Here is a 16,990-nt window from a genome sequence, read left to right as displayed (position 1 = left end):
TGAGACTTTTATTGCATTATTTGTGATGCAATAAAGGTCTCTTTTTTTATATCATTTTATAAAAAAAACCTTTCCTTGCATCAGAATTACAGTTGTTATAAGTTTGCAAAAGGAGGCAAAAGTAATGAAGGAAATTTATCAACAGACAGTTGAAGAAGTTTTCGATCGTGTGGAAAGCAGGAAATCAGGGCTTACCAGTGAAGAGGTCCAAAGGGCCAGAACGAAATGTGGATGGAATGAGCTTGCAGAAGGAAAGAAAAAAAGCATTTTGCAGATTTTCCTTGAGCAGTATAAGGATTTTTTAGTACTGATCCTAATTGCATCGGCAGTGATATCCGGAATCCTTGGAGATGCGGAAAGTGCAGCAGTTATCGTGATTGTCGTTACGATCAATGCGATTTTGGGAACTGTGCAGACAGTAAAAGCGGAACAGTCCCTGCAGAGTTTAAAGAAGCTTGCCTGTCCGGAGGCAAAGGTATTGCGTGATGGGGTAACGGTACAGCTCCCGGCCAGAGAGCTGGTTGTTGGAGATGTGATCCTGCTTGAAGCAGGTGATATGATTCCGGCAGACGGAAGGCTGATTGAAAATGCCAGTCTTAAGGCTGATGAGAGTGCCCTTACCGGCGAAAGCCTTGCAGTTGAAAAGAGTATGGATACTATTTTGACAGAAGCACCCCTTGGTGATCGGACAAACATGCTGTTTTCCAGCAGCTTTGTGACATATGGGCGAGGCAAAGCAGTTGTAACAAATGTAGGAATGCAGACAGAGGTTGGAAAGATTGCGGGACTTTTGAAATCAACTTCGGAAAAACAAACACCCCTTCAGGCAAATCTGGATGAATTTGGAAAGAAACTTTCCATTCTTATCATTGTATTTTGCGGAATCCTGTTTGGAATCAATGTACTTCGCGGTGAGAAGATCAGCAGTGCATTTATGTTTGCAGTAGCCCTTGCAGTTGCAGCAATTCCGGAAGCCTTAAGTTCTATCGTGACAATTGTTCTTTCTTTTGGAACCCAGAAGATGGCAAAAGAGCATGCAATCATTCGTAAGCTTCAGGCTGTGGAAGGTCTGGGAAGCGTGTCTGTCATTTGTTCGGACAAGACAGGAACGCTCACGCAGAATAAAATGACAGTGGAAGATTATTATATTGACGGAAAAAGGATTGCATCAGACGCAATTGATGTGGCAGACCCGGCACAAAGATGTCTTTTGGATTACAGCATTTTGTGTAATGACTCGACAAATGAAAATGGAGTGGAAATCGGAGATCCGACGGAAACTGCATTGATCAATCTGGGCAGCCGATATGGAATAGAGGCCGCAAGTGTAAGAAAGGTTTATCCGAGGAAAGGAGAACTTCCTTTTGACAGTGACCGTAAGATGATGTCAACACTTCACAGAATCGATGGTGAGAACCGGATGATCGTAAAAGGAGCGGTCGACCGGCTTCTGGAGCGGACAGAGCGAATCTGGACGAAAGACGGAGTCAGGGAAATTACGGAAGCAGATAGAGAAGAAATCCAACGGCAGAATCAGGATTTTTCGATGGAAGGGTTACGGGTACTGGCATTTACCTATCGTGAAATTCCGGAGAATCATGTATTGACAACGGAAGATGAGAAACATCTGGTATTTCTTGGCCTGATTGCCATGATGGATCCGCCAAGGGAAGAATCCAGGGCAGCAGTTGCAGAATGTATAAAAGCAGGAATTCGACCGGTCATGATCACGGGAGACCATAAAATTACAGCAGCGGCAATTGCAAAGAGAATTGGAATTTTGCATGATTTATCAGAGGCCTGTGAGGGCGCTGATATTGAAAATATGAGTGATGAGCAGCTGAAAGAATTTGTTCCCCATGTTTCTGTGTATGCAAGAGTGTCACCGGAGCACAAGATCCGTATTGTACGAGCATGGCAGGAGAAAGGGATGATCGTGGCAATGACTGGAGATGGTGTGAATGATGCTCCGGCATTGAAGCAGGCAGATATTGGTGTTGCAATGGGAGTGACCGGAACAGAAGTTGCAAAGGATGCCGCAGCGATGGTGCTTACAGATGACAATTTTGCAACTATTATAAAAGCAGTGGAAAATGGACGAAACTTATATCAGAATATCAAGCGCGCGATACAGTTTCTCCTGTCAGGAAACTTTGGTGCAATTCTGACAGTCCTTTGTGCATCCGTTGCAGGACTTCCGGTTCCTTTTGCACCGGTACATTTGCTGTTTATTAACCTCCTGACGGACAGTCTTCCGGCAATTGCCCTGGGTGTGGAGCCCCATAACAGTGAGGTGATGAATGAGAAGCCAAGATCTGCAAACGAGTCCATACTGACCAGAGACTTTATTGAAAAAATCGGCCTGGAAGGTCTGGTGATTGGGGCAATGACGATGGTCGGATTCCTGACTGGATATCATCAGAATGGTGCGCTGCTCGGAAGTACCTATGCTTTCGGAACACTTTGCCTGGCACGTTTGTTCCATGGATTCAACTGTAAATCAGACCATCCGGTTATCTTTACAAAACGGTTCTTTAATAACAAATGGCTTCAGGCAGCATTTGCCCTTGGGGCAGTGCTCATTACGGCTGTACTGACGATTCCGGGACTTCATCACATGTTTAAAGTGGAGACGCTGAATCTGATGCAGCTTGGCTGCGTATATCTGTATGCATTTGCCAGTCTTCTGATCATTCAGCTGCTCAAATGGATACGTATGAAAGTAGGAAAATAAGGAGAATGTTAGTGGATCCAAGCAAAATATCTGTCAAAAAAATCCGGGAACTCATTGTCTTTACAGCGTTTCTTGTGGCTGCCTTGTGGAAGTTTGATGTGATGCTCGATGTGTTAAAGGAAATATGGAGGATTCTATTTCCCTTTGTGCTTGGTGGGGTGATCGCATTTGTAACCAATGTGCCAATGAGCTTTTTGGAAAAGAAAATTTTTACGAAGGTAAAAAAAGAAAATAAAGCAGTTGGAAAACTGGCAAGACCGATAAGCCTGCTCCTTACAATCGTATTGGGGATTGGTGTGATTGCACTGGTGATGTTCGGGGTGATTCCGCAGCTTACAAGGACAATGGGAACTCTGGTCATGAGCATTTCTGATTTTATTCCGCAGATGCAAAGCTGGATTCGGGAATTTTCCCACAATAACCAGGAGATTATGAAGCTGGTAGATCAGGTACAGTTTCATCCTGACCAGGCGATCAAGTGGGGGATCAGCTTTCTTGGAAATGGCGCAGGAAATATGATGAATACGACAGTGTCGGCCGTGGGCTCTATCGTCAGCGGAGTAGCAACCTTTTTCATTGCTTTCTCTTTTTCCTGCTATATTCTTTTTCAGAAAGAAAAGCTGCACATACAGATCAGAAAAGTGTTTTTTGCTTTCCTTCCAAAAGAAAAAGCAGAGGTTTTTCTTCGAATCTGTTCTCTGACTTATCGGACATTTGCGAATTTTCTTACGGGTCAGTGTCTGGAAGCCATCATTCTCGGATGTATGTTTTGTGTTACATTAAGTATTTTGAGAATGCCATATGCACTTTTAATAGGCGTTTTAATTGCGTTTACGGCATTGGTTCCCATTTTCGGGGCATTCATCGGCTGTGCAGTGGGAAGTTTTTTGATCTTCATGGTAAGCCCGAAACAGGCAATCTTATTTATAATCGTATTTCTGGTGCTGCAGCAGATTGAAGGAAATCTGATCTATCCCCATGTGGTTGGCGAATCTGTAGGGCTTCCATCAATCTGGGTGCTGGCGGCAGTTACCATCGGCGGAAACCTTATGGGGATTGTGGGAATGCTTGTTTTCATTCCGCTGTTGTCAGTGCTCTATACGATTTTTCGGGAATTCGTATATCTGCGTCTGAAAGAACGACATATTAAACGGGTGACAAAAACTGAAATAGAGGAAATGTAAAGATGGCATATACAGGCACATATCATTCTCCATTAGGCAATCTCTTACTGGCGGCTGATGATACTGGCCTTACAGGACTGTGGTTTGAGGGGCAGAAATATTTTGCCAGAACCCTTCCGGAAGAACAGCTATTAAAGGAAACACCGGTTCTTGCAGAGACAAGACATTGGCTGAATATATATTTTTCCGGCGAGGAACCTGCATTCACTCCGCCCCTTCATCCGGCTGGATCCGCCTTCCAACAGGCGGTGTGGCAGATTCTGTTACAGATTCCCTATGGCAAGACCATGACTTATGGAGAGATTGCCCGGGAGATGGCCAAAAGACAGCAAGTTTCACATATGTCTGCCCAGGCAGTAGGCGGCGCAGTAGGGCATAATGCAATTTCTATTATCATTCCCTGCCATCGGGTAATAGGAGCCAATGGCAGTCTGACAGGCTATGCGGGCGGAATTGATAAAAAGGCTGCATTGCTGGAACTGGAACGTACAGTTTTGTGATGAATCATAAAATAACTGACACCCGGAAGGTGTTGTCGGTCACATCGAATTTGATCTGTCCGTTCAGGCGTTCTGTCAGAGCGCGGACGGACTGGGTGCCGATGCCATCACCATCATGTTTGGTGGAGAGGTATCGGCCTTTGTGGGTATGGATCTGATTGGAATGGCTGTTCTCTACCCGCAGACAGAGTTTTTCACGCTGCCATCCCGCCTGAAGGCGGATATATTTCCGACCGTTTATTTGAGAAGTGCAGGCTTCAAAGGCATTTTCGAGAAGGTTGCCAAACAGGATGGAAAGATCTGTATCTGAGTAGGGCAGTTCCGCGGGAAGCTCTGCATGGACAGACAGATCAATGTGATTTTGCTGACAGCGGGTATTGTAATACTGCAAAATCGCATCGATGATCAGATTCCGACAGAGGACGGTACGGTTGTCCGTATTAGAAGCAATTCGATAATCTTTCAGATAGTCTTTTAATTTCTCATATTCTCCCTCTTCTACCAATGTATTTAAAAGCTGCATATGATGGCGAAAATCATGTCGGATGCGCACCGTTTCCTCGATGCGGTCGGATAAGTCCTGATAGTGGGTTTTCTGGATCGCAATCTGCCGGGTCAGCTGTCGCTGTTCTTCAGAGAAGGTGAGCCGGAAAGAATATGCCTTCACCAGATCATTCCACAATGTATAAAGGATCATCAGCAGCAGGAGGGAGGTACCCCATTCGGAGAACCATCCGCCATAGACAGGCTCAAATTTCGGAAGCAGCAGATCCCAGAAAAAGGAAGTAGCATAGAAAAGGTCTCCGTAGAATAAAGGTACAGATTCCGGGGTCTGCCGTTTGAAAGCCAGGGATGCGGTTATAAGAAGCCACAGGACCAGAAAGACTTTGTAGGTGAAGACCAGACCGGAAAATACCTGCATGAGTCCGGTGGTGAGCATAGGCGCACAGGCACTGTAGCCAAAGGACAGCAGGCAGAAGAAAAGTGCAAGGTACTGGCTGATCATTGACGGGCGGCGGTCAGTTTCGCAGATCTGGTTGTGAAGCAGAAGCACGAAAAACGGAATCAGATAGCCGCAGAAGAGTTCCATGGCATACAGAGGAAATACAGGTAATTCAAAAAAAGTATGAATCAGCGGATAGGATGTAAATCCTACCATGGCAAGGCAGAGTCCTCCGAAGCAGAGTGCATTTTTATAATGCATACGGAAACCCAGATAGAATGCCAAAAGGGCAATGAGCAGCGCCAGCGCATCCGCAGCCATGCAGATGCCAAGACGCAGATTTTGATACCGGGAGACTGCTTCCGGGGTTCCGAAGGCAGGCGGATAAGTAAGTCCGCTGTAGTAGTGGGAATAATCACTGACGGATAGCAGAATCCGGGTATTTCCGGTGGAAGTAAAAGTCAGAAAATGCTCCTGAGTTCTTGCTTTATAGGCAGACGGATCCGGGTTGCCGGTCCGGAAGATGAGGTGGTCATCTATATAGATATTGCAGGAACTGAAGATTTCCGGCAATTCCAAGGCGCAGACTGTTCCAGGGGGCAGAGAAAGCCACAGGGCATAAGTGGCACTTCCATGAGGAAGCTGATCATTTCCCATCAGGTCAAAATGGGAATATTGTCCTATTTCCGTATAGATCATATAATGGTTTGATGTCTGGTTGTCAAAATCTGCGGGGGTAAGAAGCACATCAGGATAGTATGCCCAGCCGGAGGTCAGAAATGTAAGAGGCTGGGCAGCAAGGTCTTCTTCAGACAATATAAACAGTCCGTTGGCAGGCTGCAGGGACGGACGGGTATATTTATTATTGAAATGATACAAGAACAGATAACTGCCTGATGCAATCAGAATAACTGCAAGCATCAGGCAGATCCCTGAAATGATTTGTTTACGTGTCATCGGAAGATCCTCCGTCTGAGAATCAGAAAACTACCGCCAAGAGACAGCGCGGAAAGACCCAGATAAAAGGGGAGTCCATTTCCGTTGAAGAGACCGCCGGAAGGGTCAGATGGCGGCAGCTCGGAAGTATGGATGGTGCTTTCACTGTCGACTTCCCGTTCGGGCAGTTCATAAGTACCGGTCTCCTGCACGGTAAAGGAATAAAGCTTGCCGTTGACAGGGGCAGTGATTCTGGTGTCCGGAATCTCTGCGACCGTTTCGCCGTTTTTTGATACGGAAATAGTCACGGAGGATGGTGTTTCCTGTTTGATTTCCACAGTCAGAGAATCAGAAGCTCCAATATCCAGACTGTCGAGGGTATCAGAAGAAAGGGTGGCCTGAATGTCGTGTTTGGAAAAAGAGGCGCTTCCACCATGGTTTTTTCGGGACAGGTCAAGACGGGTACCGTAGATGGTATCACTGTCTTCTGTAAAAGATTCCATGGGTGCAGTTGTTTCCGGCTGTGCTGGCGTTTCCGGTTGCGATGGCTTTTCCGGCTGTGAAGGTGTCTCAGCAGGAGCAGTGGGCGCCGGCTGAATTACATCATCTGCTCCGGGATTGTCAGAACTTCCGTCCCGGTTTCCTCCGATACTGGCATAGGAGAATTTTTCACCGTTATCCTGCAGCATCACAATTGTGGAACTGCAGGAATCGGAACGGATCTGATAATAATAGTAATGTCCCACAGTAAGATTCCGTCTGAGGACAGACATGCAGTGGGCGTCAACGTTCAGAGATCCATTGGTGTCGACTGACCAGTCTGCAGTGGGCAATTCGTCCGGAGACAGTTCTGTCTCACTTTCCAATGTATAGAGCTTAAAAGAGGAATCCAGTTTTTTTAAATAATCAAAAGAAAAGGAGTCGTTATCATATTGGGTAATCCACAGTTCAAAAGCATCCGGATCAGAGATTTTTACCGGTACGCGGATTTTCTGAAGATGTTCCGGGAGGCTGAAAGATACCGTGTTTTCTTCCGATACTGCCAGTGTGATGATAATCTCATATTCTCCGGGAACGGAGAGATCCACAAGCGTATCATCAATAGAGACGACTTCCAGATAAGCAGGCTGTTCATCTTCTGTAAGACCATACATAGTCGTAGCCATGTAATGGAGATTGTCTATGGCCTCATTCCAGCTTTCGATATCATTCAGTGCAAGCATGATACCGCCATCGCAGAGATTCTGATTGGCAATCAGAGTGATCGGATAAACCTCATCTGCAGATTTGATCTGAAACGGAACAATAATCTGGGTAATGACTCCTTCTGCGAAGGTATATCCATCCGGAGCCAGAATGTCACCGGTCATTTGATAAAGTCCCGGAGAAGACAGATCCACATCAGGACCTGACCAGCAAACCGTCAGTGGCATTTCGGCAGAGGTACCGTTTTCATCGACGGTAGCGACTACAGATGCCAGCATCTGTCTATATTCCTGCACGCAGGCATCAAGGGTGGAAGAATCTTCATTACTGTAAAATACCAGAGGCGGAATAGAAGAGAGTAATCCTTGTCTCTGAATAGCGGTAATGATTCCTCCACAGGAAACCTCAGAAGAAAGCTCTTCTTCAGCAAATACGAAAGAAGCAGGAACTGTCATACATAAAACCAGTACACAGACTGGAAGCAACAGCAATTTTTTCATGTCATAATCCCTCCTTCACAATAGTTGTACAGATCAGAGCATATGCTCAAATTGAAAATCAATATAAGCGTCATTGACAGCTGCATACTGTCTTCGGCTGATGGGAATCGGTGCCCCATTATCCATAAGAAAACGATCTTTTTCCAGTGCTTTTACATGAGCCAGATTGACGACCACGCCGCGGGTACATGAGATGAACCGGAAATCCTGGAGCAGTGGTTCTATGGTCTTTGTAAAAGTGTGTCTTGCGGACAGGCGGATACAGGTGTCTTTCAGATGGAGTTCAATATTATTGCCCACCGACATAATATAGAGAATTTTTCCATAGGGAACTTCATAGTTCTGTTTGCCGGAAGAGACAGCCAGACGTCGGTTCTTCAGTACCGTCTGTGCGAGAAACTGGTCGATAACCGCGTGAACTTTTTCAGGAACCGGTGGTTTGGTCAGGTAACGCAGAGCCTGCACTTCATAGCCTTCATAGACATAGTCTGCACTGCTGGTCAGGAAAACAATGGCCAACTCCGGATCCAGCTCCCGGATTTGTCTGGCAGCGTCCATTCCATTCATTTTTTTCATATAAATATCGAGAAAACAGAGATCGAAAATTTCCGGTTCAAAGACAGAGAGAAAGTCTTCTGCACTTTCAAACTCGCTGATCTCGACGTCAATGCCGGTTTTCTCAAAAGAGTGGGACACAAGAGAATGGAGGAAGCTCCGGTCTGACGGATCATCATCCACAAGAGAGATTTTTATCATAACAGACCTCTTTTATATCATTATTTTCCAGTATAGCACATCTTTTTTGTCATATCCAGAAGGAAATATATTTGCCGTTTGAGGAACATAAATTACCGTTTGCCGAACCTTGGTTGAAGCGGAAAGAAGAACTGCGTATAGTGAAATTATAGAATGATACAAAGGATGGGTTTGGCAGATGGCAGCAGGGACAACTTATAAAAAAGAAGTCCATATTGATAACCGGGAGCTTGATGAAAGGCTCTGCAATGACCTGATGCGTTATGATTTGATCTTGCTGCAGGCTCCCATCGGGTGGGGAAAACATACTTTTCTCATGGGTTTTGCGGAACATCATCCGGAGTTTTCCATACAGATGCTGGAAGAAGGTCATGCAGCAGAACAGCTTCAATCTCTTCCAGAAGAGGATGGACAGATTTTTATCATTACAGATCTGAATGAAATTCTGCCGGAGGAAAGTGACCGGGAGCACCTGTGGAAAAGGATCGGAAAAAGCAGCCACGGCGAAAAATATGTGATTGCGTCTTCAGCGCCGATTGCGGAAGAATTACTTCCATTCCGTGTAGCCGGACGGCTCATTACCTATGGAATCAGGGAAATGAAACCAAACAGGGAAGAAGTGCGTCGGTATTTCGGGAAAAAGGGAATTTATCTGAGTGAAGAAGATTCATTTCGGATAGAGAAAGATTTTCGAAATATGCCATTATGTCTCTATATGCTGGAAAATCCTCTGAGCAGTTCAAAAAAAGGTTATTGCAGGGTGGTGAAAGAACAGTGTCTGGAAGATGTCTACAGCTGGATTGATCTCTATTTTTTCCGTACATTACTGGTGGAAGATCAGAATATTCTTGTCAGACTGATTTTTTTCGAAGAACTGACCGAAGAACTGATCTGGAGTCTGGCAGATTTATCCGTAAAAGAAAGCAAAGCGTTTATACAGAGACTTTTAAAAAAGGGAAGTATTCTCATTCCGACCGGTGTGGGGCGATGGGAGTTTTCGATACTGTTTGGAAAATTTCTGAAACGGTGCGTACAGAAATATATGGATCAGGAGATGTTAACCGATCTGTATCGGAGATCCATGGAATACTATGAGCAGAAGAATGACTGCTTCTCGGCACTTCGTTTCGCAGACCTTTTAAATGACTGGGAACATATGGTGGTTCTGCTTGGAAACATTTTCCGGGGAAAACTTTCCTGTGAGGTGTTTTTAAAATTGGAAGATGCCTGCCTGAGAATTCCGGAACTGTACTTAAAAAGCTGCCCGGAACTTCTGATGGCCAGATCTGTGCAGGAGGCGATCCGCGGAAATGTAGAGGAGAGCCGGCTCTATGAGCAGCAGTTGTATCGGATGCTGGAACAGACATCGGGGAAAGAACAGATCCGGATCAGTCAGGCATTGTTCTGTCTGGAGCAGGTAAGGCCAGGTGGTGTGACAGCAGAGAAGCTGCGGCAGGTGATGTCCCTTCCGGGAGGCATGGAGATCTTAGGAAGAGGAGAGTATCAGGGTAATTTTTTGCCGGAACAGATTTCTATCCTGCATGGAAACAAAGACTTCTGCCGCTTTCTGGAAAAAGGAGGGGCATTTTCAGAGAAAGATGTATTTCCACAAAACATGGGACCGGTAGTCGGTCCCGGGTATTATGTGCTGGAACGGTTCTTCCGGGCAGAAGTCTGTTACGAATATAACCGTCTGGAAGAAGCCGGAAACCTCTTGTCAGAAGCTTTTTATGAAGCGAGAAAACAGCAGAACAGCAGGTTTCAGAAGCTGTGCAGTCTGAAAATGGCAGATCTTATGATAGCCAGGAATCAGGCTCAGGGGGCGGATGCTTTCGTGCTTTACCGTCTGGAGGAAGAGGCAGAAGAGGATGAATTCTGGAATACCAGTTTCGATGCCCACAGAATCCAGTATCATCTTCTGAAAAATAATAAAGAACAAATTCTCACATGGATGAAAAATAAAGCTCCGGATGACAGCGGCAGATTCCAGAGTCCCATGTATTATTCGTATCTCATGAAAACAAAAATCTATATCTGGCAGGAAAGCTATATGGCGGCGCGTCTTCTGCTTCGTTCTCTGCTGGAATTTGCTGTCAATTATCAGATGTATTATCTGGAGATTCAGGTCCGCATGCTGGAAGCCATTATTGATTATCGGGAAGAACAGTCCTGCTGGCAGGAAAAACTGACAGAGGCACTGGAGCTGGGACGTAAGACCAGGTTCATCCGGGTATTTGCCGATGAAGGAGAGGCGGTCTATGAGCTATTGTCTGCACTGACAGACCGGAGGGACGAATGGAAGAAAGATCCGTATATCCGGGAAGTTATGAGCGCCTGCAGGGCGCAGATGCTGATCTATCCGGGATATTTAAGGCAGCGGGAGACCATGAGGCTTGATCAGTTTACCAGTTATGAAAAAGATGTGCTTCATCTGCTGGCTTTGGGAGAGAAGAATGCAGAGATCGCTGCCCAGCTCTGTGTTTCAGAAAATACCGTCAAATATCACCTGAAAAATATTTATCAGAAACTGGGAGCGAAGAACCGCAGCCAGGCGGTCAACATGATTAAAGAATATCGGCTTTTATAGAGACAGGAACCAGGACTACCCGTTCGGGCAGTGCGGTTCCTGTCTTTTTCTGTCAAAATGTATCTTACAATAGACTGCGTGTGGCCGGAGGTAGACGGAATGAAAGCAGAAAGAGACTTACAGCAGAAGAAAAAAGAACATTTTCGGGAAGTGTCAGACCGTCTGACAGCGGCAAGCCATGTGCAGATAGAATATTTCGCAAAACATACAAAAATAGAAGGCTATTATGAGAGTCAGATGGCTGGACATCTGTTTGGCTGCGATCGTCTGCTGAAACAGGATAATATGTTCGGCACGCTGCAGATGGGCTATAACCCGAATCGGGAACGGGTATTCCTGTTTGCAAATCTGAAAACCTCCCGTTATGATACCGTGGCAAGCCGCTATCAGAGAGAGATGAAAGAATATCAGCAAAAATCTCTTCTGAAAGGCAATAATGAAAACAGGGCTTATGTTTCCAAACGATGGGAGATGGCATCTGTCCTGATCGAGAAAAAAGAGAATAAGCCATGGACCAGATATTCCATTCAGACTTATCTGGGAAGAAATAATATGGAAGCCATACAGAAGACGATGCCGTTTTTTATGAAGTCGGAGGAAACAGAAGAGCTGACCCAGATACGAAAGCGCAGAAAAGAAATACAGGAAGCAATCCGGGAGAACCAGGAGAAATCAGAAGAGGTGAGAGGGCTTCGAAGAGAAGCAGTGGAAAATTTGACGATGGAAAACCTGACGGAATCCATTCTGACGAGAAAAGAGACTGCACAGAAGCATTTTTTAAGAAGACTTAATTATGCATATGATTTTCAGAAACAGGATATAGAAGCCTATTACAGGGAAAAGAAAAAGACACTTCAGGAGACAGCGGAAAGAGAAGTACCGGAAGAAACAGAACCGGGGGATGAGAATGGATGAAAAATATGGATGATTACAGATTTCAAAAGGAACTGGAATATCAGCTGGCTTTATTGGAAAGTATCCGAAAACTGTTACTGGTATATGAGAAATTTTACCAGGAGGAGACAAAAGGCGATATGCTTCCAAGAATTGGCGGAAGTATCCTGTCTCATCAGGAACTGAACCGGACGCTTCAAAAATCTCATCCGGAGTTCTGGAACCATAAGAAAGAAGCACTTCAGGAATTGTCCCGTATCCGGGAATGCGGAAAGAAAAGCATGCGGGAAAACGGAATCGTCATCGCCATGGAATATGTAATCCATGCATTCGGACTTACGGACTTTGAAGCTTTTTTGCTCATTCTTGCCTGGGCATCACAGATGGATCATGAGACGGGGCTTGCTGTCTCTGCAATGTGCGAATATCAGGGGGAAAAGGGGCCAACGATTCATTTCTGCGCCAGACTGTATGCTCTGGAAGAAGCGGAAACCATAGAGATTAAAAGAAAATGTCTGTCAAGAAAAGAACTGCTTTCCTGGCTGTTTGCCGGGACGGAAGCAGGCCAGAGAGGGGAATCACTTCTGGAAAAAGGACTTCACCTGGATGACAGAATTTTTGTTTACCTGCAGGATTATGGATCATTGGATGACGAACTTAAGATGTATGTAGACTATACATACCACCCGGAACCAAAACTTTGGATCCAGCAGGAAATACAGACCGGAATCAGCAGAAGCATCAGGCAGAAAAAAAGGATATTTCTTTTTGGAGAACAGGGATCCGGGAAAAAATATCAGGTCGCAGCATTTTGTCAGACCTTTGGACGGGAAATACTGCTTGTGAGAGGAAATACTCTGCCGGATACCCTCTGTGAGTTATCCAGGCTGGTTCAAAGGCTGAAAAGGGAGACCGTTTTAAGAGGAAATGCCATTTTGTGCTTTGCTGATCTTCCGGAAGACAATGAGATTTCCGAACATCTGCTGCAGGAACTGGGTGAGTGGGAAGAACCTGTATTTTTTACATCTGTTTTTAAAAATCCAACAAAGCAGCACGACAACAGAAGCCAGACGATTTATATGGAAATACCGAAGACAACTACAGAGGAACGGCTGATCCTGTGGAAACATGTGCTGAGAGAAGAACAGATACCGGATGCGTTTGATCTTTTGTTCCTGTCAGATAAATATCAGCTGACTCCGGGAGCAATTGTGATAAGTGCCGAAGAATATGAAAACCGTCTGAAGATGGAAGGAAAAAAGGCGGAAGCAAAATGGATTCTGGAAGCCTGCAGAAACCGGCTGGAACACAGCCTGGGAGACGATGCAGTCAGAATTCAGGCACAATACCAATGGGATGATCTGGTGCTGCCGGCATTCCAGAAGAAGATGCTTCAGGATGCCTGTGACCAGGTGATGTGTCATCATCAGGTCTATCATCAATGGAAATTTGAAGAGAAGATTGCCTATGGAAGAGGCGTATCCATGATCTTCTACGGACCTCCTGGAACTGGCAAGACCATGGCGGCTCAGGTCATGGCAAACCGCCTTGGAATGGAACTGTATAAGGTAGACATGGCAGGGGTGATGTCCAAATATATAGGGGAATCCGAGAAAAAACTGGGAAATATTTTCAGACAGGCAGCGAAGAGCCAGAGCATCCTCTTCTTTGATGAGGCAGATGCCTTATTCGGAAAAAGAACGGAGCAGCGGGATTCCAATGATAAGTATGCAAATGCCAGCACGGCATACCTGCTTCAGAAAATAGAGGAATACGAAGGAGTGATGATCCTTGCGACGAACCTTCTTCAAAATTTTGACAGTGCATTTTTACGAAGATTTAAATATGTCATTGAATTTCCCTTTACGGATATTACGAGACGTCGGAAAATCTGGGAGCATGTATTTCCAGCAGAAGTTCCGAGAGAAATGCTGGATGTGGAATTCCTTGCAGAAGAATACAAATTTTCAGGCAGCCAGATAAAGAACGTGGCAGTCGCAGCCGCTTTTCTCGCGGCAGCAAAGAAGGAAAAGGTAACCATGAAGCACGTGCTGACCGGAGTAAAGCGGGAACTTGCGAAGACCGGGAAACAGATGATCGCCAGTGATTTTGGACCTTATTATTATCTGATGGAAGAACAGGAGGAATAGCAGATGCCGGGGTTATTAAGAAAATTATTTGGAAAACCATCAAAGAAAACAGCAGCACCTGTCAAACAGGAATACAGACCGCCTGTTCCACGCACCGATAAGGAACGGTCGGCAAATCAAAATTACAGAAAGCGGATTATGGATCAGGTCACGCAGCTGACAAGAAATGCGGAATCCGCAGGCGGAGCCCTTGACAGAGAAAAACTGGATGATGCCAGAGGACAGTTTGAAAATATGCAGCGGATGGCAAGAGGAATGAATCTTCAGGGGGATGCGGAGTATCAGGCCCTGGAACAGGAGTTTCTTTCCAAAGCGGATGGGGCGCAGGATGCCATTGATCATAAGGCCAGAAAAGATGCAAAAGTTAAGGAACAGAAAGAAAACATCCTGAAACAAAAGGGAACTCCGTTGGAGACACTGATTAAAAAGGTCAAAACATTAAACGGCGGAGCCAATGCAGATGCAGATTATCTTACCGGACATGCGGATCCGGCAACTTCAACGGAAAGTACAGATTATGAAGCAGACAAGAAAGACAGATTATCCATTGCCAGGGAAAAACTGGGAAAAGCTTTTTCTCTTACTGCATTCAAAGAGTTTTTAAAGGAGCGCCTGAAGGATTGGCATGGAACCATTAGCGCGATTGCTGAAATGGCAGCCACTTCCAGCGGAATTGCCGGAGATAAGAAGGATTATGGAGAAGCGGCTGAAACGGCCGAAAAATTTATAAAACGGGGAAATAATAAAACAAGACTGAATAAAGAAGACTCTGTAGATGCGAACGGAATCGTGGGGAATGTATTAAGTTTGATCAGCGGAGTTCTGCATGTAATCAGTCTTGTGAAAGCAGGAGCCAACTGGATAAAAGCAGCCAATGCCACAGAAGGATCTCAGCTGGATGCCCTGCAGAGATGGAAAAATATCAAAGGAATCTTCCATAAGTTTGTGGATGTGTTTGGAGATATCAATGGAACCCTTTCTGTTTTTACCGCGCTGGTGCCTCTTCTGGGAAGCTGTCTTTCTTTAACCCAGGGGGGACTTGCCCTGATACTGAATCTGACAGATATGGTTGATTCCAGTGTACATATAGAGATGATGAGGAGAGACCGCAACCAGATTTTTGACCGAATTCAGAAAAAGAAAGCAAAATATGAGAATGCTGCGACGAAGGATGAAACAGCAGCAGAAGCATACACACTGCAGGAAGAACGGTATCGCAGCAGATCCGGTGATGTAAACGAAAAAAGAAAAGCTCTGCTTCAGAAGGTGGCTCTGGGAAATCAGGATGGCGTGTCCAAAATTCATATCGTGAAAAGTGATGAGATGCGCTCCAGAAATGACTCCAGATACCGGGAGGCCCAGTACGGAATAGGAGAGCGAATGGCAGTACTTCGAAATGAAATTGCGGAAGACCGGGCAAAAGAAGAACGGGGAGAACGAGTACGACCCAACAAAATGAAAGAGAATAAATCAAAACTTCGGCAGATGGAAGCACTGGAACTGATGGAAGAGTATAGAGAGCTGGATAAATCTCATAAGAAAATGAGAAAAGCTTTATATCATCAGCTGGAAGAGATCGGAAAAGGAACCGTAGGATTGATTAGTTCAGGAACGAAACTTACCGGAGAAATCGCATGTATGACCGGAGCTGGGGCAGTCGCAGGTGCAGCATTGCTGGGAACAGCAGCGACAGTCGGAGTTGCCAACGGAGGATATTCTCTGGCACGGGGAGGTGCGGCGCAGGTTTATGGGATTGCACGCAAACTGGCAGGAACTGCAGATAATAAAGAAACTACCAGAAATGACATGGCAATTATGATGATAGACCGTATGAGTGAGGTGGGAAATTCGGATATCTGGACGCAGACCAGAGGCTTCAAGAATGAGCCGGAGCTTGATACCGTGAATCCTAAGACCATTGTCCGGCAGGGAAGAAATGTAAGCCAGCTGCACAATGTCTTAAGAAGAGGACTGGATGCAGATATGCCGGAATTGATCAATGCGCCAAGTAAAGCGGAGCTGAGGAAGAAGATCGCAGCCTCATTTGGGCAGGAGTGATGGAGGAAAGCATGGATACGATCGGGAAGAAAATACGAGATCTGGAGCAATTAAAAAAAGAATTGGAAGAGCTGGATCTGGCAGCAGAGGTGCTGACGCCCGGAAGGTTAGCAGAGGATGCCACTTTGTTAGTATGTCTGCCCAGCGTGGATGAAGTGCCGGATGACCTGGATGATATAGAAAGTGAAGATCTTCATCTGGCCAGTGGAATGCTGGTGGATTTGGATGATACAGGAAAAAGTCTTGCCCGATATCTGATCTTTTACAGTCAGATCAGGGTAAAACTGGAAAATCCGGATGAACAGTGCATTTTAAAAATGGTGAATTTTATGAATCGCACAAGTCGTGTGGGACATTATTTTTATGGTTCTGCAGAAGAAGGGCAGGAGCCGCTGGTGCAGTATCGGGCGACCGTGACAGGGGTATCCGGAGAACCTTTTGATGCTGGAGTCGTAGCAGATACCATTCTGGAGATGGGGATGGGATATGACCTGATGAAGGAAATGCTGTTGAAAGAGTGTACAAAATAACCGGACTGTAAG

Annotated in this window: 11 protein-coding genes; 8 read left to right on the top strand and 3 right to left on the bottom strand. The window is 45.5% G+C overall.

The window, feature by feature from the left end; all coding sequences use genetic code 11:
* Positions 1-124 precede the first annotated feature (124 nt).
* The 3 genes from ACZMB2_RS00960 to ACZMB2_RS00950 are packed head-to-tail and all read left to right on the top strand — an operon-like array spanning position 125 to position 4,418.
* On the top strand, positions 125-2,734 hold the full coding sequence (locus ACZMB2_RS00960; RefSeq protein ID WP_487595100.1) for a cation-translocating P-type ATPase: 2,610 nt from the start codon (positions 125-127) through the stop codon (positions 2,732-2,734).
* Positions 2,735-2,745: 11 nt separating this feature from the next.
* On the top strand, positions 2,746-3,918 hold the full coding sequence (locus ACZMB2_RS00955) for an AI-2E family transporter (protein WP_487595290.1): 1,173 nt from the start codon (positions 2,746-2,748) through the stop codon (positions 3,916-3,918).
* A 2-nt stretch (positions 3,919-3,920) separates the two neighbouring features.
* Positions 3,921-4,418, top strand: a complete 498-nt coding sequence (locus ACZMB2_RS00950) for a methylated-DNA--[protein]-cysteine S-methyltransferase (RefSeq protein ID WP_487595099.1) — start codon at positions 3,921-3,923, stop codon at positions 4,416-4,418.
* Positions 4,419-4,422: 4 nt separating this feature from the next.
* Here the strand turns inward: ACZMB2_RS00950 and ACZMB2_RS00945 are convergent, their stop codons facing one another.
* From ACZMB2_RS00945 to ACZMB2_RS00935, 3 genes are read right to left on the bottom strand one after another with little or no spacing between them, the layout of a single operon-like run.
* Complete coding sequence (locus ACZMB2_RS00945) at positions 4,423-6,318, bottom strand: ATP-binding protein (protein WP_487595098.1); 1,896 nt, start codon at positions 6,316-6,318, stop codon at positions 4,423-4,425.
* The gene (locus tag ACZMB2_RS00940; protein ID WP_487595097.1) at positions 6,315-8,003 is read right to left on the bottom strand and encodes a hypothetical protein; all 1,689 of its coding nucleotides are present in this window, start codon (positions 8,001-8,003) and stop codon (positions 6,315-6,317) included. Before ACZMB2_RS00940 ends, ACZMB2_RS00945 begins: the two co-directional genes overlap by 4 nt.
* A 33-nt stretch (positions 8,004-8,036) precedes the next feature.
* On the bottom strand, positions 8,037-8,759 hold the full coding sequence (locus ACZMB2_RS00935) for a LytR/AlgR family response regulator transcription factor (RefSeq protein WP_487595096.1): 723 nt from the start codon (positions 8,757-8,759) through the stop codon (positions 8,037-8,039).
* 178 nt (positions 8,760-8,937) lie between these two features.
* Between ACZMB2_RS00935 and ACZMB2_RS00930 the strand changes: the two genes are divergently transcribed.
* The 5 genes from ACZMB2_RS00930 (at position 8,938) to ACZMB2_RS00910 (ending at position 16,978) form a co-directional block, all read left to right on the top strand.
* Positions 8,938-11,346 (top strand): LuxR C-terminal-related transcriptional regulator, encoded by a 2,409-nt coding sequence (locus tag ACZMB2_RS00930; RefSeq protein WP_487595095.1) that lies wholly within the window; start codon positions 8,938-8,940, stop codon positions 11,344-11,346.
* Positions 11,347-11,445: 99 nt separating this feature from the next.
* On the top strand, positions 11,446-12,261 hold the full coding sequence (locus ACZMB2_RS00925) for a hypothetical protein (RefSeq protein WP_487595094.1): 816 nt from the start codon (positions 11,446-11,448) through the stop codon (positions 12,259-12,261).
* Positions 12,258-14,390, top strand: coding sequence for an ATP-binding protein (locus ACZMB2_RS00920; RefSeq protein ID WP_487595093.1), 2,133 nt, complete (start codon positions 12,258-12,260; stop codon positions 14,388-14,390). The genes ACZMB2_RS00925 and ACZMB2_RS00920 overlap by 4 nt, the downstream gene beginning before the upstream one ends.
* 3 nt (positions 14,391-14,393) lie before the next feature.
* On the top strand, positions 14,394-16,448 hold the full coding sequence (locus ACZMB2_RS00915; protein ID WP_487595092.1) for a hypothetical protein: 2,055 nt from the start codon (positions 14,394-14,396) through the stop codon (positions 16,446-16,448).
* Positions 16,449-16,459: 11 nt separating this feature from the next.
* Entirely contained in the window at positions 16,460-16,978 is a 519-nt protein-coding gene (locus ACZMB2_RS00910) for a hypothetical protein (protein ID WP_487595091.1), read from the top strand.
* Positions 16,979-16,990 lie beyond the last annotated feature (12 nt).

The sequence above is a fragment of the Hominiventricola sp. genome, from assembly GCF_057604405.1.
The sequence above is the reverse complement of the archived record's forward strand: the minus strand, read 5'-3'. Positions and strand labels throughout refer to the sequence as shown.